Raw genomic sequence first — 22,086 nt, forward strand, 5'->3', positions numbered from 1 at the left:
CGGGCGCACCCTGAGTCATCCGCAGCGAATTCCTCCGACTCGTGCCGTGGACAGGATCACCACACGGAGGTGGGCAGAGATGGCAGTCGTCAGTGCGCTGCCGGAGCCGAACGAAGGCGACCGGCACGGACCACGTGGGGAGCCCGAGCTCCGGCTCGGCCCCGAGACGCTCGCACGCATCAGCGCGGTCGCGGCGCAGCCCGGACAGGCTTGGCGCAGCGAGCCGCTCGCCCGCAAGAAGGCGTTCGCCCGGCGCCGCGGGGAGCCGGTCGCCAAGGACGCCGCGGCGCCCGACGTCGATGCGGCCCTCGAGCGGATCTTCCAGAACGCCGACTTCCTCGCCGGGGCGTGGCTGAGCACCGGCGCGACCAAGGCCGACGCCGTGGCGAAGATCAACACCACCAGCGAGCTCGGCACGGGGTTCCTCGTGTCGCCCTGGCTGCTGATGACCAACAACCACGTCATCGACTCACCCGAGACGGCCTCCGGGTCGGTGGCGTGGTTCCGCTACGTCGAGGACGCCGACGGCAACATCACCCCGCGCAAGGTCGCCCTGCAGCCCGAGCGCTGCTTCGTGACGAGCCCCCGCGATGCCCTCGACTACACGGTCGTCGCCGTGGCGCCGCTGGACGGCCAGCCCCCGGGTCAGCAGTTCGGTTCGATCCCGCTGCACGGCGGCGTGGGCAAGATCGTGGTGGGCCAGAACGTCAACGTGATCCAGCACCCGTCGGGTCGCACACGGGAGATCTGCGTCCGCAACAACCTGCTGCTCGAGGTCGTCGACGACACCTTCGTCCTCTATGGCGCCGACACGGAGCCGGGCTCGTCCGGGTCACCCGTCCTCAGCGACACGTGGGAGCTCGTGGCCCTCCACCACGCCAGCGAGCAGAAACGCAACGCGCAGAACCAGTACGTCGACGCCGAGGGCAACCTCGCCACCGACGAGACGCCGGAGTCCAAACGGGTCTGGGTCGCCAACAAGGGAATCCGGGTCTCCGCACTGGTCGCCGACCTCCGCGCGCGGACCCTCGACGAGAGCAACGGCACCGAGGCCAAGGACCTCGTCGGCCAGATGCTCGGACTGGGAGGAAACATATGAGCACCGCCCTGCTCCTCATCCACGGTCGCAGCCAGCAGATGCCTGCGGGGAGCGACCGCAGCGACGCCGCGGTCGCCGACTACGTCGCCCGCAAGAAGCGCGAGTGGCTGGCCGGGCTCGCCAAGGGGGCGACCCTCGCCGGACGGGCCCAGCCCGACGCCGGCGCCGTCTACTTCCCCTACTACGGCAACGTCCTCGCGGACCGGATCGCCGCCCACGAGAAGGCCGGTGGAACGGCGCCACAGCTCGAGGGGCTCGACGTCGCCGCCCGGGCGAAGGCCACCGGGGAAGACCTCCTGCTCGACGGCGCCGCCGAGATCGGCTTCGTCGCCTCCCGCCGGCTGGAACAGACCGACCCCGAGCTGGCCGGTGCTGCCCGGGACGTGGAGAAGGCCCGGGCCAGCGGCGAGGAGGCGTCGTGGGGCGACCTGCTGCGCCCCAAGGTCGTGCGGGAGGCGTTGCGCTTCATCAGCGACAAGACCGGTGCGCCGCAGGCGATCATCACGAGGTTCCTGTCCGACGTGGCCTACTACCTCGAGGACGACGCCATGCGGGACGCCGTCCAGGAGGTCGTGTCCGCCGCCATCGCGCAGGCCTCGGCCGACGGCCACACCGACCTCGTCGTCGTCGGCCACAGCCTCGGCAGCTGTGTGGCCTACGACGCCCTGCAGCGCTACACCCCCGGACCTCGCGTGCGGCTGCTGGTCACGGCCGGCTCCCCTGACGGGTACGCGGTCGTGAAGCGGAACCTGTGGGGCGGCGCCGAAGGGGACGCGAACCGCGGCATACCGGGGGTGATCGAACCGGTCGGTGGAACGCTCAAGTGGCTCAACGCCTACGACGAGCACGACGTCGTGGCGCTGGTGCACCCGCTGACCCCCTTGTTCGCACCGGGCAGTGACGCGATGCGGGACGAACGGGCGCAGAACCCCTCGGACCCGCACTCCATCCAGGACTACCTGTCGGACCCCGACGTCGCGGCGGCCGTCCTCGACGCGGTCGGTGCGGCGCAGGAGGCTCCATGACCTCGACCGAGGGGACGGACGTCCACACCAACAGCCTCGGTGAGCCCGAGGACGAGCCCGTGCAGACCGACAACGGCCCCAAGGAGGGCGACGGCGAGGTCCCCGACCAGGACGCGGTCGAGCTCCCCTCACCCGGCGAGCACGAGGCCGCGGGCCTGGCCGGTGCGGTCCTCGCCGAGGCCCTGCGCCACCGCGGGACCATCGAGGACCCGGTCGGCAGCAACCGGCAGCCGTTCGGGGCGCAGTACGGCTGGAACGGTGTCGCCTGGTGCAACATCTTCGTGTCCCGCGTGGGGTTCGGGGTGGCCGGCGACTACGACCTGCTCGGCAAGTTCGCCTCCACCGTGGCGTGCGCGCGGTGGTGGGACGGCCAAGGGCGGTTCGGCCACGAACCCCGTCCGGGCGCCGCGGTGTTCTTCGACTGGGACGGCGGTCGCCGGATCGACGCCATCGACCACATCGGGCTCGTCGTCGAACCCCTCGCGAACGGACGCGTCCGCACGATCGAGGGCAACGCCGCCATCCCCGGCAAGAGCGACGGCGTCTGGGTCCACGACCGCGCGACCCGCTTCATCGTGGGCTATGGCTACCCCGCGTACTCGGGAGCGGTGCCACTCACCAAGGCGGCTGCCACGCAGGGCCGTGGTGACGCCGCGACGGCCTCCCGCGGGACCGCCCGAGCCCCGGTGGGGACGCCCCCGCCGTTCCCGGGACTGATGAGGAAGGGGTCCACCGGCCCGGGGGTGCTGGCCCTCCAGCGCCGCCTCGTCCAGCGCGGGTGGGAGCTCGACGCCGACGGCGAGTTCGGGCCCGTGACCGACCGGGTCGTCCGCGGGTTCCAGCAGGACAAGGGGCTCGAGGTGGACGGTGAGGTCGGGCCGAGGACGTGGTCCGCGCTCTGGACCACTCCGGTGACCTAGGGACGGACGACCCGTGATGAGGACGCACCGCGCTTCGCACCGCACGTCACGACCTGCCCGGTCGCACGCGGCGGCGGTGCTGGCCGTCGGGGTGCTCCTGCTGGGTGGGTGCGCGGCGAGCAGTGGCTCGGGTGGTGCGACCGCAGCCGGCGACCCCGGCAACGGCTCCTCGCAGGCGTCCGGGGACAGCGAGACCTTCGACTCCCCCGAACCCGAGCCCACGACCCCGGACAGCTCCGACAGCTCGACCTCGGACGACGCCCCGGCGATCGCGGTGGCCAGGCTCCCCATCGGCGGCGATGCGCAGGACGACGGTGACGACCCCCGGCTCCAGTGCGCCCACGTCACGTGGATCGCCAGTCCCGACGGGCAGATCCCGCGGGGAACCGGCATCGAGATCACCCGGGTGCTGTTCGACCCCGCGTCGTTCGAGGCGGTCGACCAGGGGTGCGGCTCGGAACGCCCGAGCTGCCTGCACTATGTCTTCCGGACATCGGCCCTGCAGTGCGACCTCCCCGTCCGGGCCACCGGCGACGTCGCCCAGGACGCGAACCCCTCGCTCGGCTTCGCCGGCCTCGTCTTCTGTCCCGACCCGACCTCGGCGACGTGCCGGCACTTCGTCGGCGCGCTCGCGAACGAGCAGCAGCTCTCGGTGTCGCTCAACGTGCCGCAGCTGCCGCCCGGGTCCGGCGATGCCAGCACCGACACGAGCAGCGACTCGGGCACCGACAAGGGCACGGACGCCACGACCGACGGCGGATGATGGCCGCCGACGAGCCGGGCCGCGGGGTCTCGTGGGACCGCGTCTACAGCGTGGCCGGCAACATCGTGGCGCCCGCCACCGCACTGAGCACCCTGCTGTTCTACTTCGGCTACGTCTCGACCCGGGCGCAGTACCTCTACTTCGGGCTGGACGTCGACACGATCGGGCTCTCGACCCAGAGCTTCGTCATGCGCAGCCCGGGTCCGCTGCTCGTGCCGCTGCTCGTCCTGGTCCTGCTGGTGGCCGGTGCCATCGCCGCGAACCGCTGGCTCGCGCCGCGACTGACGCGACGCGCCTCGCTCGCCCTCGCCGTCGGAATGGGGCTCCTCGCCGCCGGGCTCGTGCTGCTGTTCGCCTACGCCATGGTCGGCCGGTGGCCGTACTACCCCCTGGTCACGCCAGTCCTCATGGCGCTGGGAGGCACCGTCACGGCGTACACCCTGGGGTTGCGTGGGAGCTCGATCCGGCTGCGGGTCGCCCTCTGGATCACCGTGGCGGCAGCCGTCTTCTGGGCCAACGCCACCGTGGCCCAGTGGTCGGGGACGGGACTGGCACAGGAGCAGGCGGGGCACCTCGAGGACCTCCCGCGGGTCGTCGTCGACACCCGCGAACGGTTGTACCTGCGCAGCCCCGACATCACCGAGACGGCGTTGCCGGTCGAGGAGGGACAGACCTTCCGCTACCGGTACCGAGGGCTGCGCCTGCTGGTCCAGAACGGCGACCGGATGTTCCTCGTCCCCTGCTCCGAGCAGGTCTCCCCCTGCCCGCACCGGCCCGGCAGCGCGACCATCGTCGTGCGGTGGAACGACAGCACGCGGGTCCAGTTCCTCGCCCCCTGAACGCCCCCCGGCTCAGCGGTCGCGGTTGCGGGGGTGCTGCCGGGCCCGGCGCTCGTTGCCGCGCCGGTAGTTCCCGGTCACCCGCGCCATGAGCTCCTGCGGGTCACCGCGCTGCGCGTCCTCGAGGAACTCCGCCGCGCGACGTCCGCGCAGCACGGAGGCGAGTCGGCCGTGGTGCGTCACCACGACCTCTTCGCCGCGTCGCTCGAACGCGAACCCCTCCGGTCGTCCTGCCATGCCGTGAGGGTATGGCGCGTGGCCCCCGGTGTCGCGCGGGTTTCAGAGCTTGCCGAGGATCGTCATCGTCCGCTCCCACGCTCGTCGTCGTCGCCGTCACGAGACAGGAGGTCCACACCCCTCGCCCTGATACGCGCTGCCCCATAGATTGGCTCGCATGAGTGCACTGGAGCGTTTCTCCCTCGCGGGCCGCGTCGCCGTCGTGACCGGAGGGACGCGCGGGCTCGGTGCCGGGTTCGCCGAGGCGCTCGGGGACGCCGGCGCCAGCGTGGTCCTCGTCGGACGTGACGTGTCCGCAGCGGAGGGTGTGCTCGCGACGTTGCGCGCCAAGGACATCCGCACCGAGTTCGTCGAGGCCGACGTCACCGTGCCCGACGACGTCCAACGCGTGCTCGACGCGACGCTCGCAGCCTTCGGGCGGGTCGACATCCTCGTCAACAACGCCGGTGCCTGCGTCCACGCGCCCGCCCTGGACGTCACGCCGGAGGACTGGCGGGCCGTCATGGCGGTCAACGTCGACGCCGTGTGGACCTGCTCGCAGACGTTCGGTCGTCACTTCGTCGCCGAGGGGTCCGGGTCGATCGTCAACATCGGCTCGATGTCGGGCTTCATCGTCAACCGACCACAGTGGCAGCCCGCGTACAACGCCTCGAAGGCCGCGGTCCACCACCTGACCCGCAGCCTCGCCGCCGAGTGGGCGCCGCACGGAGTCCGGGTCAACGCCCTCGCCCCCGGCTACATCAAGACCGACATGTCACCGGTCGACGACCCGAAGTTCCGCCAGCACTGGATCGAGGACGCACCGATGCGGCGCTACGGCACCGTCGAGGAGCTCGCGCCCGCCGTGGTCTTCCTCGCCAGCGACGCGTCGTCGTTCGTCACGGGGTCGGTCCTCGTGGCCGACGGCGGGTACACCACGTTCTGACCCATCCCCATCCACCCACACCGTCAGGAGAAGTCATGGCCACCACCCGCAACGCCTCGGCCCACTGGGAGGGCTCCCTCATGGAGGGTGCCGGGAGCGTCACCCTCGACTCGTCCGGCCTCGGGACGTACGACGTGACCTGGCCCTCGCGCGCGGAGGAGGCGAACGGCAGGACCAGTCCGGAGGAGCTCATCGCAGCAGCGCACTCGACCTGCTTCTCGATGGCGCTCTCGCACGGGCTGGCCCAGGCGGGCACGCCGGCCACGTCGATCGACACCACCGCGGCAGTGACGTTCCAACCGGGCACCGGCATCACCGGGGTCGCGCTCACGGTCACGGGTGTCGTCCCCGGGCTGACGGCCGAGCAGTTCGACGAGGCCGCCCAGGCCGCCAAGGCGGGGTGCCCGGTGAGCCAGGCGCTGTCGGTGCCCATCACGCTGGAGTCCAGCTTCAGCGAGTGAGCCGGCACCGGTGGACACCTGGCTGGTGACGGCGGACGGGATCGAACCTCACCCGTCCTCGGACATCGCCGCGCTGCTGGCCCGCCCCGAGGGCTTCGTCTGGGTGGACGCCCCGGACTTCGACGACGAGGTGGAGCACGTCCTGCGGGACGTGCTCCACGCGCACCCGTTGGTGCTCAAGGCCTGCCGAGAGCGCAACTTCGTCCCGACGGTCCACGGGTACGAGGACCACACCTTCGTCGTCGTGCACACGCCACTCCCCGGGGAGGGCGGGCACGTCCACATGCTCGAGCTCGACCAGCTCGTCGGTGCCCGCTACCTCGTCACCGTCCACGGCCCACGCAACCCCGCCGTCCCCGCGTCCGAGGCCACCGCCCAGACCGATGCCGTCCGCGAACGCATCGCCGCGGGACGGCTCCGGCCCACCACTCCCGGGGACCTCTCGTACGCGATCGGGTCGGCCATGGCGCGGCGGCAGAGCGAGGTGGTGCGCTCGGTGGCAGCCCGTCTCCCCGCCCTCGAGATGCAGGTCATGGGATCGGACTTCCGGCAGCCGGAGGTGCTGCTCGAGCAGCTGTTCCTCCTCCGCCACGAGCTCCTGATCTCCCGGACGCAGGCGGGGCAGGCCCACGAGATCTTCGGCAGGCTCGCCTCGCTGGACCGCTTCTCCTCCACGCAGTCCCGGCGCCATGCCCAGGACCTGAGTGAGCAGTTCGACCGGGTGCGCAGCCTCGCCGACGGCGAGAGCGCGTTCCTGTTCGGCGTCATCGAGCTCTACCAGACCCGGGTCACGACGAAGATGACCGTGGCGATGGAGCGGCTGGCGGTCATCGCCGCGATCACGCTGCCGGTCACCGCCATCGCCTCGGTCTACGGGATGAACGTGATCGTCAACCAGAGCACCCACTGGGTCCAGCTCGTCGTCGTCCTCGCCGTGATGACGTCGATCAGCCTCTGGCTGCTGCGCTGGGCCCGCCGCCAGGGCTGGTGGTGACCTCGGTCAGTCCTCGTGGAGGGTGCGGTGACGACCGCCCCGCAGGCCGCTGAGGGCCAGCACGACCCCGACGACCGCGACGACCGGGCCGATGACGGCCCACAGGGTCACGCCGCTCATCACGCTGCCGCCGAGGACGTCGATGCCCTGGAGGAACCAGACCACCCCGATGAGGACGAGGAAGGCACCGAGGGCCACGCGCACAGGCTTCATACCGCGACCCTAACCCCGCACCGCCTCCGCGGCTGGTCGGGCGCCTCTCCCTCGCGAGGCGCCCGACCAGGGCTCAGAAGTCCTCGTCGAACCCGACCGAGCCGCTGACCCCCATCTGGTAGGCGGACACGCGGCGCTCGAAGAAGTTCGACAGCTCCTGCACGTCCTGGAGCTCCATGAACGCCAGCGGGTTCTTCGAGCCGTACTCCGGCGCGAGGCCGAGCTGCTCGAGCCGTCGGTCGGCGACCGACTCGAGGTACGTGCGCATGTCCGCGGTGGACAGGCCCGCCACTCCCCCGCCGAGCAGGTCCTCGGCGAACTGCGCCTCGGCGTCCACGGCGGCCCGGATCATCGCCCGCACCTGGTCGGCGAGCTCGTCGTCGAACAGGTCGGGCTCCTCGGCCCGCACCGTGTCGACGACGTCGAACGCGAACGCCATGTGCATCGACTCGTCGCGGAACACCCAGTTGGTGCCGCTGGCCAGACCGTTGAGCAGACCCCGGGACCGCAGGAAGTAGACGTACGCGAAGGCGCCGTAGAAGAACAACCCCTCGATGCACGCGGCGAAGCAGATCAGGTTGAGCAGGAACGCCCTGCGGTGCTCACGCGTCTCGAGCTGGTCGAGCTCGAACACGGTGTCGATCCACTCGAAGCAGAAGTCCGCCTTGGCCTTGATCGACGGGATGTTGTCGACCGCGGCGAACGCCTCGTGCCGCTCCTTCTCGTCAGGCACGTAGGTGTCGAGCAGCGTCAGGTAGAACTGCACGTGCACGGCCTCCTCGAACAGCTGACGGCTGAGGTAGAGCCGTCCCTCCGGTGAGTTGACGTGCTGGTAGAGGTTGAGGACGAGGTTGTTCGCGACGATCGTGTCGCCGGTCGCGAAGAACGCCACCAAGCGGCTGACGAGGTGTCGTTCGGCCGCCGTGAGCCGCTGGAGGTCCTTGAGGTCGCTGTGCAGGTCCACCTCCTCCACGGTCCAGGTGTTCTTGATGGCGTCGCGGTACCGCTCGTAGAAGTGCGGGTAGCGCATCGGCCGCAGGGTGAGGTTCATCCCGGGGTCGAGCAGCATCTTCGTGGCGGTCGGCCCGGTCGTGGTGGTGTCGGTCGTGGTGGTCATTCGCAGGCCTCGCAGCTCTCGGGGTTCTCGAGGGAGCACGCGATGGCTGCCTCGTCGGTGACGGTGGGTGGGGCGGCGGTCAGGCCGATCGTGGCCTGCTGGATGCGCGTGGCCGGGCGGGACCTCAGGTAGTAGGTCGTCTTGAGCCCGGCCTTCCACGCGTAGAGGTACATCGAGCTGAGCTTCCCGATGGTCGGTGACGCGAGGAAGAGGTTGAGCGACTGGCTCTGGTCGATGTACGGCTGGCGCGCGGCCGCCAGCTCGATGAGCGCCTTCTGCGGCAGCTCCCACGCCGTGCGGAAGAGGTGGCGGACGTCCTCGGGGATCGCCGTGATGCCCTGCACCGACCCCTCGCTGCGCTTGATCGCCTCACGCACCTCGGGGGTCCACAGGTCGCGCGCCTTGAGCTCGCGCACCAGCGCCGTGTTGACCTGGAGGAACTCCCCCGACAGCGTCTCCCGCTTGAACAGCGTCGACACCTGCGGCTCGATGCACTCGTACACCCCGGCGATCGACGCGATGGTCGCCGTCGGCGCGATGGCGATGAGCAGGGAGTTGCGAAGACCGTTCTCCTTGATGGCCTTCCGCAGCTCCGTCCAACGTTCCGCCTGCGTCGGTGTCACGTCCCAGAGGTCCGGCTGGAGATCGCCGCGAGCCGCGCGCGTCTGCTCGTATGCAGGGTGCGGACCGTGCACGGAGGCCAGCTCGGTCGACCGCTCGAGCGCCGAGAGGTAGACCTCCTCGGCGATGCGGGTGGACAGCTCCTTGGCCTCGTCGGAGTCGAACGGCAGGCGTAGGGCGAAGAAGACGTCCTGCAGCCCCATCACCCCGAGTCCCACGGGGCGCCAGCGCGGGTTGGAGGCCGCCGACTCCTCGCTCGGGTAGTAGTTGATGTCGATGACCCGGTCGAGGTAGGTCACGGCGGTGCGGACGGTGGCGCGCAGCTTCACCCAGTCGACGGCATCGCGGCCGGTGGTGAGGTGCTGGGCGAGGTTGACCGAGCCGAGGTTGCAGACCGCGGTCTCGTCGTTGCTGGAGACCTCGATGATCTCCGTGCAGAGGTTGGACAGGTGGACCACCGGTGAGCCGACCACCTGGTCGTCGCTGGTCTGGTTGCAGGTGCGGTTGCTGGCGTCCTTGAACGTCATCCAGCCGTTGCCCGTCTGGGCGAGGGTCCGCATCATCTTGCCGTAGAGCTCGCGCGCGCTGACGGTGCGCACCACGCGGCCGTCGCGCTCCGCGGCGGCATACGCGGCCTCGAAGGCGGGGCCCCACAGGTCGGGGAGCTCGGGCACCTGGTCGGGGTCGATCAGGCTCCACTGCTCGTCCGCCTCCACCCGGCGCATGAACTCGTCGGGGATCCAGTTGGCGAGGTTGAGGTTGTGGGTGCGCCGTGCGTCCTCGCCGGTGTTGTCACGCAGCTCGAGGAACTCCTCGATGTCGGGGTGCCACGGCTCGAGGTAGACGCAGGCCGCACCCTTGCGGCGGCCGCCCTGGTTGACGGCGGAGACCGACGAGTCGAGCGTGCGCAGCCACGGGACGATGCCGTTGGAGTGGCCGTTCGTGCCCCGGATCAGGGCGCCTCGCGAGCGGACCCGGGACCACGAGATCCCAATGCCCCCGGCGAACTTCGAGAGCTTCGCGACCTGGGCGTAGCGGTCGTAGATCGACTCGAGCTGGTCCTGCGGCGAGTCCACGAGGTAGCACGAGGACATCTGGGTGTGCCGCGTGCCGGAGTTGAACAGCGTGGGCGAGCTGGGCAGGTAGGCCAGCGATGCCATCAGCCGGTAGAAGGCGATGGCCTCCTGCGGGGTGTGCGAGAGGCCGCAGGCGACGCGCAGCAGGAAGTACTGCGGGGTCTCGATGACGCTGCGGGTCTCGGGGTGCCGCAGCAGGTAGCGGTCGTACACGGTCCGCAGCCCGAAGTACTCGAAGCGACGGTCGTTCGACACGTCGACGGCGTGGTCGAGCTTGCGGGCGTTGGCCTCCACGAAGGCGGCCGTCTCGTCGCCGATGAGGCCCTCGAGGTGGCCGAGGCGGACGGCCTGGCTGAACGACGCGATCTGCTGTCCGCGCACCTCCTTGTCGATGTAGTTGGACAGCAGGCGCGCGGCGAGCCGCGAGTACTCCGGCTCGCTCGCCGTCATCTCCGCAGCGGTCTGGATGGACAGGCGGTCGAGCTCGGCGGTCGTCGCACCGTCGTAGAGGCCGCTGATCGTGCGGGTGGCGATCGCCATGGGGTCGACCTCGCCGAGGTCGTCGCACCAGCGCTCGACGGCGCGGACGATCTTCATGACGTCGACGGGTTCGCTGTCGCCGTTGCGCTTGCGCACGGCCATGCTCGTCCGACGGGTGGGGGTGGTGCTGGTGGTCGACGGGTCGACCACGGGGGTCTGGGTCATCCTGCTCTCTCCTCGCGAGCGAATCGGTGCCGCGGGCGCGAGGGGGGACGACGACGCAGCCGTGCCGGCACACCGACACGGGACTGCAGAAGCCGGGTGACCCACCCTCGAGGCCACGACTCAACCGCGCACGGTGTGCGCGGCCGCTGGCAGGTCTTCGGACTCGTGGACCCGTCGTTGCCGGCTCCCCCGACCGTCCGTGGACGGTCCTGGGACCCGGCGAGACACCTACTGGCCGTCGCTTCCCACACGCCGAGGCGTGCAGTGCTTGGTGACGACTGTCGTTCCCACTCACCGCTGCGGGGCAGTCCCGGACTCGCACCGGGTTCCCTCTTGCCCCGGGTCCCGTGTGCACGGGACCCGGACCAGCGAGACACACCATATGCGGGTGACGGGGGCGATTGACAGCACCACATGTGGGGTCCGCGTGTCGCCGCCCTACGCTTCCTCCGTGCCCGCACTCCCCCGGCCCCGGCGACCGGTCCGCCACCCGTCGGCTGCCCCTTCGACAGCCCCGGCCACCGGACGGAGGCGAGTCCTCGCGCTGGTGCTCGCCACCACCACGCTGGCCGGGTGCACCGCGACGCCCTCGCGGACCGCCGGCGGGACCGGACCCCGGGTCTCGACGCAGGCGGCATACCCGCGGCTCACGCCCTCGTGCCCGGTGGTCACGGGCACGACCCCGCCGGCGGTGACGGTGGACGAGCTCAACCGCGTCGTCGCCGGGCTCGACCTGCCCCTGTGGCAGGCCGGTGACATCGGCGCCAGCACGAGGCTGCCGGACGGTCGGATCGTGTGGGTCTTCGGCGACACCGTCCGTCGCGATGACGTCCGTCCCCGGGTCGTCGCCAACTCGATGCTGGTGACGAGCGGCCTGTGCACCTCGCAGGTGCAGACGCGGGACAGTGGTCCGGTCATCCGCGACCGCGAGGACGGTGTCGTGCACTGGCCCATGTCCGTCGCCACCCTGCGACGCGGCGATCGGACCCTGCTCGTGGTCATCTCGGCGCGCATCCGCAGAGGCACGGCCGGCGCTCTCGACTTCACGTATCTCGGCAGCAGCGCAACGGTTTTCGACGCCACGACGGCCGGGTCTCCGCAGCTGCAGAGCCAGCTCGACATCACCCCGGACAGCACGGCGGCCGACCAGGTCAACTGGGGTTCGGCGATGACGGTCCAGGGTCGGTGGATCTACGTCTACGGCACGCGGTTGCCCGGGCGGACCTCCTTCGGACGAGCCCTGTACGTCGCCCGCGCCCCGGCGGCCGACGCGCGGGACCGCGGCACCTGGCAGTTCTGGGACGGCGTGCGCTGGTCGCTCGACCCCGACTCCGCGACGGCTGTGCTCCCGGCTGAGGGTGGGGTGTCGCAGACCCTGTCGGTCGACGTCGTGGACGGGCGTTTCGTCGTCGTCTCGAAGCGCGACGGCGACCTCGGCAGCACGGTCTACTCGTGGACGTCGGGCTCGCCCACCGGGCCGTGGACCCCGAGGCGTGGGGTCCGTGCCGAGTTCCGCGACCCCGCCGGGCAGCTGCGTTACGCCCCCCTGGCCCATCCCGGCATACGGCTGGCAGATGGACGGCTCCTCATCTCGATCTCGCGCAACACCACCGACTTCGGTCGACTGCTGTCCCAGCCCACCCTGGGGCGCCCGGTGTTCGCGGAGATCGACCGCCCCTGACCGCGGCAGGACCTCGCTGCGGCCCGCGGGAAGGGACCTAGGTCTCTGCCCGGGTGTCGCCACCGACGACGACAGTGGGGTGAGCACGGCTGCACCACCGCTCTCGAGCGAGGAGCCCGACCATGTGCCCGACCGAGTCCCCGACCATGTGCCCGACCGAGTCCCCGACGTCCGCGCCCCACACCTCCTCGCGGGGAGGGCGGGCCCTCCGGCTCGTGTCGTGCGCCGCCCCCTCTGCCAGCGTCCGTGACGTCGTCGACCTCACCCCCTCCTGCACGTCGACGAGCCTCGCCGCGGCCGTCGACGCCCTCGCCGACGACCCGGGCTGCGACGCCGTCCTCGTGGCGCTGGGGGCGCACGACCGCACCGTCGTGCGCAGCCTCGTCGGTGCGGTGGAGCGCGTCCGCCGGGACCACCCCGGGACGGCCGTGGCCGTGGTGTGCCCCTCGGCGTCGCAGTCCGCTGCCCACCGACCGGGCCGGCGGGCCGACCGATGACCACGGTGCTCACCTTCCTGGGTGCCGCGGGGACGGTCACGGGCAGCAGGACCCTGGTCGAGCACTCCGGGGCCCGAACCCTCGTCGACTGCGGCCTCTACCAGGGCGAACGCCAGTGGCGGCACCGGAACTGGGATCCCTTCCCCGTCTCACCCGCAGGCATCGACGACGTGGTGCTGACCCACGCGCACCTCGACCACTGCGGCTACCTCCCTGCCCTCGTGCGCCAGGGCCTGGACGGTCCGGTGTGGTGCACGCCCGGCACCGCGGACCTCGCGCCGATCGTCCTGCGCGACAGCGCCCACCTCCTCGAGGAGGAGGCGTCCTACGCCCGCACCAGTGGCTACTCCCGGCACGACCCGCCCGTGCCGCTGTACACCGCCGGGGACGTCGAGCAGGCGCTGCGACAGTTCCGGCAGACGGGGTATGGCGTGCCGGTGGCCCTGGAGGGGGCGGGCACCCTGGTCCTCGTCCGTGCCGGACACGTCCTCGGGTCCGCCAGCGCGCACCTGACCACCGCCGACACCACGGTGCTGTTCTCCGGCGACCTGGGGCGCCCGGAGCATCCCGTCCTGCGCCCTCGGGAGCCCGCGCCGGCCGCACGCACCGTGGTGGTGGAGTCGACCTACGGCGACCGCAGCCACCCCTCCCTCGACCCCGACCACCACCTGCTCGCCGAGACGATCCGTCGCACCGTCGCGCGCGGCGGCTCGGTGCTCGTCCCCGCGTTCGCCGTCGACCGCACCGAGCTGGTCCTCAACGCCCTGAGCCTGCTCTGGCACGAGCACCGGATCCCGCAGGTCCCCGTGTACGTGGACAGTCCGATGGCCCTGAGGGTCCTCGACGTCTACCGGGACCCCCGGCACAGGGACGAGCTCCGCCTCGGCGTCAGTGACGACCTCGTGCAGCTGCCGGGGCTGCGCACCCTCCCGACCGCACAGGAGTCGGAACGGGTCAACCGCCCCAAGGAGCCGAGCATCATCGTCTCCTCGTCCGGGATGGCGTCCGGCGGGAGGGTCGTGCACCACCTCCGCACCCTCCTCCCTGACCGCCGCAACACCGTCGTCCTGACGGGCTACCAGGCCGTCGGCACGCGGGGTCGGGCGCTCGCCGAGGGCGCGCACGAGGTCAAGATCGCCGGGGCGTACGTCCGGGTGCGGGCCGAGGTCGTCCAGGACCAGGGCTTCTCGGTGCACGCCGACGCCGACGAGCTGGTCGCGTGGGTCATCGGTCTCGTCCAGCCGCCCGAGGCGGTCTTCGTGACGCACGGCGAGCCGCAGGCCGCCGCCGCGCTGGCCGACCGGTTGCGTCGGGAGACGGGTGCCACGGTCGTCGTCCCGCGCCTCGGGGAGCGCGTCGTCGTCCCCTGAGGACCGGTGGGGATCAGTGCCGGCGGTCGGGTTCGACCGCGGCGGCCGCGACCTGGTCGGGTCGGGGCACCGGGACGGCGTCGGGCGCGACGACGTGGGGCGGGACGACCAGCACGTCGCAGGGCATCCGGTCGAGGACGCCACGGGCGACGGACCCGCTGATGAGTCCTGCGAGCCGACCTTCCCCGTGGGTCCCCACGACGACCAGGTCGTGGGGTCCGGCGTGGGACAGCAGCGCCGGCACCGGTCGTTCGACCTCGACGACGACCCGGGCCAGGGAGTGGTCGGGCGACCGCTGGGCCAACAGGAGGTCGCCGTGCCGCTCCCAGACACCCCGCGCGAGCAGGTGCAGCTCGGTGTCCGTCCGCGGGACGGCGTGCACGACCGTGAGGGCCCAGCCCCGGAGCTGGGCCGCCTCGACGGCGACACGCAGCACGACGGCGGCGCTCGGTTCGTCGTCGACGCCCACGACGACCACCGGGTGCGGCCCGCCGACCCGGTGGACCGCGCCAGCCCCGGGCCTCGGGCCGGCCACGAGCACGGGGCACCGAAGGCGGCGGACGAGCTGTTCGCTGGTCGAGCCGGAGGCGAAGGCCCCGAGTCCCCCGGAGCCGTGCCGGCCCACGACGAGCAGGGCCGTCCCCCCGGCGAGCCGGTCGAGCTGGGGGGAGTCCACCTCCGTAGCGGTGAGGGCCGTGACAGGGACCCGGTCGCCCACGCGCTCGAGCGCACGACACCCGATCGCACCGGCCCACAGCGCGCCTTCGGCGCTCGCCCGGGACCAGTCGCGCAGGTCGTGCAGCCCGGCGCCGCGACCGTCCTCGACGGTGAGGACGACCAGCGGGAGCGCTCGGCGCCGAGCCTCCTCGACGGCCACGTCGACCGCCTCGACGGACTCCCAGGACCCGTCGCACCCGACGACGACCGCCAGGCCCTCCTCCGGCCGCGCCGTCATGGTGTCGCCGGGCCGGACGGCTCGCTGCGGTGGACGCCGCCGGCGACGGCGAACCGACGCCCGCTGACCTCGTCCGCCTCGACCCGCAGGAAGTGCGGCTTCACCGAGTCGTGCCACGGGAACAGCGGCAGGGACATGGCCTCGAGGACGTCGTGCAGCCGGGACACCTCGGCCGCCCGGCCCTTGACGACGACGCTCCACGCAGTGGCGGTGGCCACGTCGTACCCGTCGACCTCGAACGCCACGAGGTGGCCCAGGGCGCTCTCGAGCTTGGTGCCGGCAGCGGTGCGGATGACGATCGACGCGTGGTCGACGACGTGGTTGACCGGGAAGATCTCCGGCTGGCCGTCGATGGCCGTCGCGAGCCGTCCGACGACGGCCTCGCGCAGCAGGGCCCAGCACTCGTGCCGGGGGATCTCGTGAGTGGTGGGTGCGGTGCTCGTGGTCATGACAGCAGCGTCCTCCCGGCCCGCAACAGCCGTATGGGGCGAAGGTCCCGTGCCCACGTCCGGGACCTTCGCCCCTCCCGCCGATGCCCCCTCAGGGCGACCGTGGGCAGGCAGGAGAGAGAGAGGAGCTGGTCATGAACAGGTTGGACGAACCACCGCGGCACGCCGTGGTCGTCGGGGTCGACGGGTCGGCGGCCGCCCACCGGGCGCTGGACGTCGCCGTGGAGGAGGCCCGTCGCCTGCGTCGGCCCCTGCACGTCCTGCACGCGACAGGTGTGGGGATCGTGCCCTGGACGACCGAGCGGCTGGAGGCGCAGGACCTCGTCGCCGAGGCGGCAGCCCGTCAGGCGCGCGAGGCCGCGCCCGACCTCGAGGTGACCCGCGGGACCGTCGTCGCCGACCCGGCTGCAGCGCTCGTCGACGCCAGCCGGACGGCCGACCTCGTCGTCGTCGACTCGGGTGGTCTCGGCCGCGCCTCCGGGCTGCTCCTGGGCTCGACCAGTCGCGCCGTCGCCGCGCACGCCCGCTGCCCCGTGCTGCTGGCTCCGCACCGGGGTGACTGGAAGGCCCACGGACCGGTCGTGGTCGGCGTGGACGCCTCGGAGCAGTCGATGCCCGCTGTCGCCTGGGCGTTCGCCGAGGCCTCCTCCCGCGAGGCTCCCCTGCTCGCCGTCCACACGTGGTGGTGGGAGGAGCCCGACCCGTTCCTGTCGGGGCGCGACTGGGAGGGCGAGTGGCGCGACGTCGCCGAGTCCCAACGGCTCGAGGTCGCCGAGATGCTGGCCGGGTGGCAGGAGAAGTACCCCGACGTCCACGTCGCCACCACCCTCGTCCGCGGCCACGCCGCGACGATCCTCGCCGAGGAGTCGGGCGACGCCCAGCTGCTCGTCGTCGGGACACGCGGCCGCGGTGGCTTCCGGGGCCTGCTCCTGGGTTCGGTGAGCGCGTCGCTCGTGACGCACGCCCGGTGCCCCCTGACCGTCGTGCCGTCCAGCCATCCGGGCACCCCCTGACCACCGGGGGCGGCACCCCTGCCACCACCCGTCCACCCTTTCGGACAAGGAGCTCCCATGAACGACCTCGACACCTCCCCCGCCGTCCCCGGCGCCGTCCCTCGGGAAGGGCCGGGCACCGCATACGCCACCGACCACACGGGCCTGCGGGTCCTCGACCTGGAGGACTGCCTGACCCGTCTGGGGGCGGCCCCCGTCGGCCGCCTGGCGTTCCCACTCGACGGTGAGATCGCGGTGCTCCCCGTCAACCACCTGCTCGACGGGGTGGACATCTGCTTCCGGACCGCCGGAGGCTCCAAGATCCAGGCCGCGCTGGACGGGGACGCCGTGTCCTTCCAGGTCGACGAGTGGGACGCGGCAGCCCGTTCGGGCTGGTCCGTGCTCGTGCACGGGACGGCCGCGGTCGTCACCGACGAGGCCGAGGCCGCCCGGCTGGTCTCGCTCGCCCGTCGTCCGTGGGTCAGGCTCGACGAGCGCGAGGCGCGCTGGGTCCGGGTGTCCACCCGCCAGGTCACCGGTCGGATGCTCCTGCCCGGCTGACGTCGGTGGTGGGCTCGAAGGTTGGCTCCGTGGTGGGCTCGAAGGTTGGCTCCGTAGTGGGCTCGGTGGTGGACCCGGCCCCGCGGGTGCCTTCCCGGTCGCCTACGGGACGGCGCGCCCGCCGCGACCACCGGCGCCGTGGGTGGCGACGTAGACGGCGGCCTGCGTGCGTCGCTCCATGTTCATCTTGGCCAGGACCGACGTGACGTAGTTCTTCACCGTCTTCTCCGCCAACGACATGGCCTCGCCGATCTGGCGGTTGGTCAGCCCTGCGGCGATGTGGTCGAGGATGCGGCGCTCCTGGGGGCTGAGGGACCGCAGCCGGGGGTCGGCGTCGTGGTCCTGCGACCAGTCGGTGCGCACCCGACGTGCCCGCTCGGGGTCCAGCAGGTTCTCGCCGCGGGCGACCCGCTCGATGGCCTCGACGAGACCGTTGCCACGGATGTCCTTGAGCAGGTACCCGGCGGCACCGGCCAGGATCGCAGCCGTGAGCGCGGTGTCGTCGTCGAACGACGTCAGGATGAGCCCGGCGATGGACGGGTCGACCGACCGCACCTGGCGGCAGGCCTCGATCCCGGACCCGTCGGGGAGCCGGGCGTCGAAGATCGCCACGTCGGGGCGCAGCGCCGGGATGCGACGGGCGGCCTCCTGGGCCGACCCCGACTCCCCGATCACCGTGAAGCCCGGTGTGCCCTCGAGCAGCTCACGCAGGCCACGGCGCACGATCTCGTGGTCGTCCAGGAGGAAGATCGTCGTCATGGTGCTCCTTCGGGCGTGCTGGTGGTGGCGGCGGTGACGCCGAGACCACGATGACACCTGGCGACGCTCACGCCCGGGACCATGGTCCCCCCGGTCGGGCAGCACGACCGGCAGGGGCCGCACCGCCGCCCGTGGGGACGCTCCACGTGAGGCGGGTGCCGCACGGGTGCGCGGCACTGACGGCGCACTGACCGCCCCGAGCCGCAGCGCGCTCGGCGAGGTTGGCCAGGCCGCTGCGCCGGCCGGTCGCCGGTGCGCCGACGCCGTCGTCGACGATGACGACCTCGAGGCTCGGCCCCATCGACACCCGGACCGTCGCCGAGGTCGCCTGCGCGTGACGGGCCACGTTGGCCAGGCCCTCGCGGACCACCGCCGCCACGTCCTGCTCCTGCTCCGGGGTGATGCCCACGGCCTCACCGAACAGCTCCAGCCGCGCCGCGAAGCCCAGCACGTCGGTGTAGCTGCCGACCAGCTCCTCCAGCCGACCCCGAAGGCCGGTCGGCGCCGGGAGGGGGGTCAGCTGGTAGATGGCCTGCCTGATGTCCTTGATGGCGAGGTCGAGCTCCCCCACCGCCTCCTCGAGCCGGGACCGCACCATCGGGTGCTGCGCCAGCCGCCCGCTCGCCTGGAGGGACAGCCCCGTGGCGAAGAGCCGCTGGATCACGTGGTCGTGCATGTCCCGGGCGATGCGCTCCCGGTCCTCCAGCAGGGCGACCACGGCCCGGTCCTTCTGGGCGCTGGCCGCCACCAGCGCGAGCCCCACGTGCTGGGCGAACTCCTGCAACGGCCCGAGCACCCCGGACGCCACGTCCTGGTCGGCCGACTCCCAGCAGACCAGCAAGGCCCCCACGGGGGTGGCTCCGGCGACGATCGGCACGAGCGCGGTCGGGCCGGAGCTCTCGACCCCGGTGATGGCCACGACGTCGTCGACGATCTCCGCGACTGCGGCCTGCTGCTCCCCCGGGATGAGCAGCAGGGGCTGGCGGACGTCACGCACCTGCTCCCAGTGCGGTCCGGTCAGGGTGCCGAAATCGCCTCTCTCGTCAGGGATCTCGACGGCACCGCTGTCACGCCGGTGCACCACTCCGACCACCGGCGGCAGCCCTTCGCGCTCCAGGGCGATGGCGCAGGCCCTGGCCCCGGCCACGCGGCAGACCTGGTCGGCGACGACCCCCAGGGCGGCGGTCTCGGTCTCCCCCTCGAGCAGCGCCTGGGTCACGTCGGCCACGGCCTGCGCCCACTGGCGCTGGACCTGGGTGCGTTCGTAGAGGCGGGCGTTCTCGATGGCCACACCCGCGGCAGCGGCCAGGGCCACGACGAGCTCCTGGTCCTCGTCGGAGAACTCGGGCGCCCCCTCCTTCACCGCCAGGTACAGGTTGCCGAACACCTCGTCCCGGACGCGGATCGGTGCGCCGAGGAAGCTGCTCATCGGCGGGTGGTTGGGCGGGAACCCGTACGAGTCGGGGTGGGACGTGATGTCGGCGATCCGGCGCGGACGCGGGTCGCGGATGAGCAGGCCGAGCACGCCGTGCCCGCGGGGTGGGTCGCCGATCCGTTGCCGTTCCTCCTCCCCGAGTCCGTGGGTGATGAACTCCATCAGGTGGTCGCGATCCGGTGCCAGGACCCCCAGAGCGCCGTACCGGGCGCCCACCAGCGTGCACGCGGACCGGACGATGCGCGTGAGCACCTCGGAGAGCTCGAGCCCGGCGCTGACCGCGATGACCGCGTCCAGCAGGCCATCGGTCTGCGGTGAGGACGGGACAGGGACTGCGTGGGGTTCGCCGGGGTCCATGGCCCGAGGATAGGCCGGGCCGGCGGCGCGGGACCGGTATGCCGCGAACGGCACCGCCGCGGTGGCACACCGGCCGTGCCCGGTGCCGGACCTCGACGGGCGACGGTGGGCGGGACCTTCGCCCGTGTCGGTCCGCGCGCAGGTTCGCAGAGACTGGCCCCATGACCAACGTGCCTCGACCCAGCCACCCCGACCCGACCGCGCGAGAGGTGGTCGTCGGCCTCGTCAACGACGGCATGGCACTGGGTGTCGCCGTCCGGGGGGTCGAGCTGGCCGCGAGCCTGGGCGCCTCGATCCGGTTCGTCCAGGTCGTGCCGGTGGGGCTCGACCCCACCGAGCGGGCCGAGGCCGAGAGCGCGACGTTCGCGGCCGGGCTCAATGCGTTGCGCCACGGGAAGCACCGTGGCGTGACCTTCGAGTCACCCACCGGCGACCCCGCGGTCGTCCTCGTCGAGCGCAGCTCCAAGGCCGTCGGGCTGGTCGTGGGGCAGGACCGGAGCAGCGACGACGCGGGTCCCGGTGGGAGGCAGGTGGGTGCCTACTGCTCGGCGCACGCACGGTGCCCGGTCCACGTCGTGCCGCGTGCCGCCACATCGAACGTCAGGGACCAAAGCCACTGGGAGACAGCGGCATCCGGCTCCTAACGTCATGACTGGGCCCTTGGCGCCACGGCGCCGAGGGAGGGGTCGCTCGACCCCGTCCCAACGGCCCCAGCCATGCCTGACAAGGAGAAGACGATGTCCACCATCTCGCGCCACCGCGGATCGACCAGTACCACCAAGGCGCCTCAGGAACCCTCCCAGCAGCAGGGTCTGGGTACCGCCCTCGGACTCCTTCGCCTCGCCCTGGGATGGGTGTTCCTGTGGGCCTTCCTGGACAAGCTGTTCGCCCTCGGGTTCGCCACCGGGAGGGACGCCAAGACCGGCGTGGTCGACCGGTTCGGCGATGCCGCCTGGGTCAACGGGGGCTCACCCACCAAGGGGTTCCTGACGTTCGGGACCGCCGGACCGCTCAAGGACTTCTACGGCAGCTTCGCCGGCGCGGCCTGGGCCGACTGGCTGTTCATGCTCGGCCTGTTCGGCATCGGCGTCGCGTTGGTCCTCGGCGTGGGGATGCGCATCGCGACCGTGGCCGGCTCGGCCATGCTGGTGATGATGTGGAGCGCCTACCTGCCCCCGGACAACAACCCCTTCATGGACGACCACCTCGTGTACGCCCTGGCCCTGGTCGTCCTGCTCGCCTCGGGTGCCGGGAAGCACCTCGGTCTAGGGAGGGCGTGGAACCGCCTGACCGTCGTGCGGCACCACCGCTGGCTGCGCTAGCACCAGCCGGCTCGAGGACGACCGCGGCACCACCTCCGGTGTCGCGGTCGTCCTCCGTCCGGCTCGCGTCAGGCGCCCGCACCACCCGGCTGACCGCCCGAGGGGTCCTGGTCACCGACCACGCCACCGGTGACGACCACGCGGCGCACCCCGGCGACCGCCGACGCCATCACCTGCGCGAGGCGGGCCTCGCGCCCACCCCGCGTGCCGGACACCGTCACCTCGCCCTCGGCAACGCTCACCGACCAGCGGGCCCGGCCCAGGGCTGCGAACTCCCTCGTGAGGTGCCGGCGGATCACGCTGTCCGACGTGGTCATCGACCGCAGGATGTCGCTGCGGCTGACCATCCCGACCAGGACCCGGTCCCGGGTCACGGGAACACTCTTCCAGCCGGTGTCGGCCAACAGCTGCCCGAGCTCCGCCACGTCCGAGGTCTCCAGCACGGTCACGGGGTCGGGGGTCATCACCTCGTCCACGAGCTGTGGCCACGGCCCGGCCTCGATCTCCATGGGGCGCAGGTGCGCCCGCGGGTCCGGGGTGAGGTGCAGCCGCAGGATGTCGGCCTCGCTGACGATGCCGACCACCCGGTGGTCGGCATCGACGACGGGGAGCGCGGACAGCTTGGCCCGGGCCAGCAGCTGGATCGCCAGCTCGAGGGTGCTCCCCGTGCGGACGCTGTGGGCCGGGACGGTCATGAGCTCGCGCACCAGCAT

Annotated in this window: 24 protein-coding genes and 1 riboswitch; of the genes, 15 read left to right on the forward strand and 9 right to left on the reverse strand. The window is 72.1% G+C overall.

Annotated features, from left to right (window positions below; all coding sequences use genetic code 11):
• Positions 1–79: 79 nt before the first annotated feature.
• The 5 genes from ACYVKF_RS17300 to ACYVKF_RS17320 are packed head-to-tail and all read left to right on the forward strand — an operon-like array spanning position 80 to position 4,646.
• Positions 80–1,099, forward strand: a complete 1,020-nt coding sequence (locus ACYVKF_RS17300; RefSeq protein WP_056914535.1) for a trypsin-like serine peptidase — start codon at positions 80–82, stop codon at positions 1,097–1,099.
• Positions 1,096–2,124 carry a lipase family protein gene (locus tag ACYVKF_RS17305; protein WP_460968044.1) on the forward strand — a complete coding sequence of 343 codons (1,029 nt, stop codon included), beginning with the start codon at positions 1,096–1,098 and terminating at the stop codon, positions 2,122–2,124. Before ACYVKF_RS17300 ends, ACYVKF_RS17305 begins: the two co-directional genes overlap by 4 nt.
• Positions 2,121–3,044, forward strand: a complete 924-nt coding sequence (locus tag ACYVKF_RS17310) for a peptidoglycan-binding protein (protein ID WP_460968046.1) — start codon at positions 2,121–2,123, stop codon at positions 3,042–3,044. The genes ACYVKF_RS17305 and ACYVKF_RS17310 overlap by 4 nt, the downstream gene beginning before the upstream one ends.
• A 16-nt stretch (positions 3,045–3,060) precedes the next feature.
• A complete protein-coding gene (locus ACYVKF_RS17315) occupies positions 3,061–3,807 on the forward strand; it encodes a hypothetical protein (protein ID WP_460968048.1) in 747 nt (248 codons plus the stop codon).
• Positions 3,804–4,646, forward strand: a complete 843-nt coding sequence (locus ACYVKF_RS17320) for a hypothetical protein (RefSeq protein ID WP_460968049.1) — start codon at positions 3,804–3,806, stop codon at positions 4,644–4,646. The genes ACYVKF_RS17315 and ACYVKF_RS17320 overlap by 4 nt, the downstream gene beginning before the upstream one ends.
• A 12-nt stretch (positions 4,647–4,658) precedes the next feature.
• On the opposite strand, the gene ACYVKF_RS17325 is transcribed toward ACYVKF_RS17320, so the two are convergent.
• Positions 4,659–4,883, reverse strand: a complete 225-nt coding sequence (locus ACYVKF_RS17325; RefSeq protein ID WP_056914540.1) for a hypothetical protein — start codon at positions 4,881–4,883, stop codon at positions 4,659–4,661.
• A 157-nt stretch (positions 4,884–5,040) separates the two neighbouring features.
• On the opposite strand from ACYVKF_RS17325, the gene ACYVKF_RS17330 reads away from it, so the two are divergent.
• The 3 genes from ACYVKF_RS17330 to ACYVKF_RS17340 are packed head-to-tail and all read left to right on the forward strand — an operon-like array spanning position 5,041 to position 7,263.
• Positions 5,041–5,808 (forward strand): SDR family NAD(P)-dependent oxidoreductase, encoded by a 768-nt coding sequence (locus ACYVKF_RS17330; RefSeq protein WP_056919079.1) that lies wholly within the window; start codon positions 5,041–5,043, stop codon positions 5,806–5,808.
• A 35-nt stretch (positions 5,809–5,843) separates the two neighbouring features.
• Complete coding sequence (locus ACYVKF_RS17335; RefSeq protein ID WP_056914542.1) at positions 5,844–6,269, forward strand: OsmC family protein; 426 nt, start codon at positions 5,844–5,846, stop codon at positions 6,267–6,269.
• Between the two features lie 10 nt (positions 6,270–6,279).
• Complete coding sequence (locus tag ACYVKF_RS17340; RefSeq protein ID WP_056919080.1) at positions 6,280–7,263, forward strand: magnesium transporter CorA family protein; 984 nt, start codon at positions 6,280–6,282, stop codon at positions 7,261–7,263.
• Between the two features lie 6 nt (positions 7,264–7,269).
• On the opposite strand, the gene ACYVKF_RS17345 is transcribed toward ACYVKF_RS17340, so the two are convergent.
• The 3 genes from ACYVKF_RS17345 to ACYVKF_RS17355 all read right to left on the reverse strand — a co-directional run bounded on the left by ACYVKF_RS17345 (position 7,270) and on the right by ACYVKF_RS17355 (position 10,995).
• The gene (locus ACYVKF_RS17345) at positions 7,270–7,476 is read right to left on the reverse strand and encodes a hypothetical protein (RefSeq protein WP_056914544.1); all 207 of its coding nucleotides are present in this window, start codon (positions 7,474–7,476) and stop codon (positions 7,270–7,272) included.
• 73 nt (positions 7,477–7,549) lie between these two features.
• Positions 7,550–8,593 (reverse strand): ribonucleotide-diphosphate reductase subunit beta, encoded by a 1,044-nt coding sequence (locus ACYVKF_RS17350; RefSeq protein WP_056914545.1) that lies wholly within the window; start codon positions 8,591–8,593, stop codon positions 7,550–7,552.
• Positions 8,590–10,995 carry a ribonucleoside-diphosphate reductase subunit alpha gene (locus ACYVKF_RS17355; RefSeq protein WP_460968052.1) on the reverse strand — a complete coding sequence of 802 codons (2,406 nt, stop codon included), beginning with the start codon at positions 10,993–10,995 and terminating at the stop codon, positions 8,590–8,592. The genes ACYVKF_RS17350 and ACYVKF_RS17355 overlap by 4 nt, the downstream gene beginning before the upstream one ends.
• A 130-nt stretch (positions 10,996–11,125) precedes the next feature.
• A riboswitch (cobalamin riboswitch) is annotated at positions 11,126–11,380 on the reverse strand.
• 66 nt (positions 11,381–11,446) lie between these two features.
• Here ACYVKF_RS17355 and ACYVKF_RS17360 point away from each other — a divergent pair.
• The 3 genes from ACYVKF_RS17360 (at position 11,447) to ACYVKF_RS17370 (ending at position 14,543) form a co-directional block, all read left to right on the forward strand.
• Complete coding sequence (locus tag ACYVKF_RS17360; protein WP_460968054.1) at positions 11,447–12,676, forward strand: DUF4185 domain-containing protein; 1,230 nt, start codon at positions 11,447–11,449, stop codon at positions 12,674–12,676.
• A gap of 122 nt (positions 12,677–12,798) precedes the next feature.
• Positions 12,799–13,173: a hypothetical protein gene (locus ACYVKF_RS17365; RefSeq protein ID WP_460968056.1), complete on the forward strand. Its 375-nt coding sequence runs from the start codon at positions 12,799–12,801 to the stop codon at positions 13,171–13,173.
• Positions 13,170–14,543, forward strand: coding sequence for an MBL fold metallo-hydrolase RNA specificity domain-containing protein (locus ACYVKF_RS17370; RefSeq protein WP_460968058.1), 1,374 nt, complete (start codon positions 13,170–13,172; stop codon positions 14,541–14,543). Before ACYVKF_RS17365 ends, ACYVKF_RS17370 begins: the two co-directional genes overlap by 4 nt.
• A 13-nt stretch (positions 14,544–14,556) precedes the next feature.
• On the opposite strand, the gene ACYVKF_RS17375 is transcribed toward ACYVKF_RS17370, so the two are convergent.
• On the reverse strand, positions 14,557–15,498 hold the full coding sequence (locus ACYVKF_RS17375) for a universal stress protein (protein ID WP_460968060.1): 942 nt from the start codon (positions 15,496–15,498) through the stop codon (positions 14,557–14,559).
• Positions 15,495–15,947 (reverse strand): pyridoxamine 5'-phosphate oxidase family protein, encoded by a 453-nt coding sequence (locus ACYVKF_RS17380; RefSeq protein ID WP_460968062.1) that lies wholly within the window; start codon positions 15,945–15,947, stop codon positions 15,495–15,497. The genes ACYVKF_RS17375 and ACYVKF_RS17380 overlap by 4 nt, the downstream gene beginning before the upstream one ends.
• A 134-nt stretch (positions 15,948–16,081) precedes the next feature.
• Between ACYVKF_RS17380 and ACYVKF_RS17385 the strand changes: the two genes are divergently transcribed.
• Positions 16,082–16,960 (forward strand): universal stress protein, encoded by an 879-nt coding sequence (locus tag ACYVKF_RS17385; protein WP_460968063.1) that lies wholly within the window; start codon positions 16,082–16,084, stop codon positions 16,958–16,960.
• Positions 16,961–17,017: 57 nt separating this feature from the next.
• On the forward strand, positions 17,018–17,500 hold the full coding sequence (locus ACYVKF_RS17390) for a pyridoxamine 5'-phosphate oxidase family protein (RefSeq protein ID WP_460968065.1): 483 nt from the start codon (positions 17,018–17,020) through the stop codon (positions 17,498–17,500).
• 102 nt (positions 17,501–17,602) lie between these two features.
• On the opposite strand, the gene ACYVKF_RS17395 is transcribed toward ACYVKF_RS17390, so the two are convergent.
• Together ACYVKF_RS17395 and ACYVKF_RS17400 are read right to left on the reverse strand one after the other, a co-directional pair.
• Positions 17,603–18,259: a response regulator gene (locus tag ACYVKF_RS17395; RefSeq protein ID WP_056914554.1), complete on the reverse strand. Its 657-nt coding sequence runs from the start codon at positions 18,257–18,259 to the stop codon at positions 17,603–17,605.
• Positions 18,260–18,326: 67 nt separating this feature from the next.
• Entirely contained in the window at positions 18,327–20,051 is a 1,725-nt protein-coding gene (locus tag ACYVKF_RS17400; protein ID WP_460968067.1) for a GAF domain-containing sensor histidine kinase, read from the reverse strand.
• 161 nt (positions 20,052–20,212) lie between these two features.
• On the opposite strand from ACYVKF_RS17400, the gene ACYVKF_RS17405 reads away from it, so the two are divergent.
• Both ACYVKF_RS17405 and ACYVKF_RS17410 read left to right on the forward strand, forming a co-directional pair.
• The gene (locus tag ACYVKF_RS17405) at positions 20,213–20,695 is read left to right on the forward strand and encodes an adenine nucleotide alpha hydrolase family protein (RefSeq protein ID WP_460968069.1); all 483 of its coding nucleotides are present in this window, start codon (positions 20,213–20,215) and stop codon (positions 20,693–20,695) included.
• Positions 20,696–20,767: 72 nt separating this feature from the next.
• A complete protein-coding gene (locus tag ACYVKF_RS17410; protein ID WP_157598415.1) occupies positions 20,768–21,373 on the forward strand; it encodes a hypothetical protein in 606 nt (201 codons plus the stop codon).
• A gap of 68 nt (positions 21,374–21,441) precedes the next feature.
• Here ACYVKF_RS17410 and ACYVKF_RS17415 read toward each other — a convergent pair whose 3' ends face one another.
• Positions 21,442–22,086, reverse strand: coding sequence for a CBS domain-containing protein (locus ACYVKF_RS17415; RefSeq protein WP_460968071.1), 645 nt, complete (start codon positions 22,084–22,086; stop codon positions 21,442–21,444).

This window comes from Pedococcus soli, assembly GCF_054782575.1.